General features: G+C 59.6%; 2 protein-coding genes. Both read right to left on the reverse strand.

What is annotated here, in order from left to right; translation table 11 throughout:
* The coding region (locus BKH32_RS14815) for a zinc transporter (RefSeq protein ID WP_430383808.1) at window positions 1-743 on the reverse strand (743 nt) is incomplete at its 3' end.
* A partial coding sequence (locus tag BKH32_RS12880) for a DUF6318 family protein (protein ID WP_075250389.1) occupies window positions 740-1,351 on the reverse strand: 612 nt, incomplete at its 5' end. The genes BKH32_RS12880 and BKH32_RS14815, both read right to left, overlap by 4 nt.

A 1,351-nucleotide genomic window follows, 5' to 3' on the forward strand; every position in this document is an offset into this window, starting at 1 on the left:
GTGATGGTGCCCTCGATGGGCCGCCAGGTGGGGTCTCCTTGGGGGCGGTATCTGGTGGTCCAGGTCGTGGTCAAAGAGGTGGTCACGCCGGTGGCGGTGTGCTGGTAGCGGTGGGTCACCGTCTGGTTGGGGTAGGGCGCTCCGGGGTCGGTGGTGGTTGTGGTGGTGCCGTCTCCCCAGTTCCAGGTGTAGGAGACGGGGGTGAACTCCACCTCGATCGCAGTGCCCAGGATGGTGGTGGTCTGGTAGCGCACGGCGGGGTTGGTGTAGACGATGAAGGCCATGGAGATCACGACCTTCGGGCCCGGGGGCTGGCGCGTGATACCCGACCCCTGAGCAATCAACGTCGCAGCCTGACGAGTGGTGATCGTGACCGTACGAGGCTCGCTCCTGCCGCCGGCGTCAGTTGTGTCGTCTTGAGGCCTGGTCCCTCGCTGCCCGAACAAGCATCCCAAGGCGTCATCCGGTCCTTTGCTCGGTTTTGGATTGCAGTCCCAGTGGGGTTGCTCCTCCCACATCGACGGATCCGACGCCGTCACAGCCGGATGCTCCTGAGACGGAGGACCACCAGAGTTTGAATCAGGCAAAGGGACTTCTTGTGATGCTTCCCCGGTAACTTCTGACCTATCTCCATTGTTTCTACCACCCACAGTAGGGGGTGGATATTGAGGATCACTTGTGGCGGCAGCAGCAGGAAGAAAAGTGAAAGCAGAAATCACTGTCAACACAATCAATCTTGTCATTTGGAAATAACCTCCCCTTCGCCGATCATCCATCGACCGTTGACATATCGAACACCGAACTTGAGCTCTTGCCCCTCGACCGGATCGGCGGTCTCAGGGCTTTTCCCTGGGTAACACCACGTCATTTGACCGTAGTTAATATAGACGTGAACAAGGTTGTAGTTATACCCTTCGAGCTTCTCATAGTAGCGAATATTCGTGACATCCTGATCCCACTTGTTAGCCCAGCCGCCACTTTTGTGAAGCTCAACTGCGTCATCGATAACTGATTTGCAGAAGACGCACCGATCTTCGCTCATCTTTGCCAGCTCGGTGGTGTTGCCGGTCATGAAGGCGTAGCGGTAGAGCTCGAGGAAGTAGCCGACACTGGAAGCAGCCCCTTCGGGAGTTTCCTCGTTCATCTGGGAGGGCTTGGCCGGGGCGGGCTCGGCCAGGGCCGCATCGCGCTTGGCGCGCAGCTCAGGAGTCAGAGCCGCTTCACGGGAGGCGGTCGCACTTGCGTTGGCGTCAGCGATGCCCTTCTCAGCCCGAGCAATAGCCGCCGACGCGCTGGCACTGGCACTCACGCTGGCCTCAGCCTTAGCATCCCTCACCGAGCAGGCCACCAC

The organism is Actinomyces oris (genome assembly GCF_001929375.1).
Classification (GTDB): Bacteria; Actinomycetota; Actinomycetes; order Actinomycetales; family Actinomycetaceae; genus Actinomyces; species Actinomyces oris_B.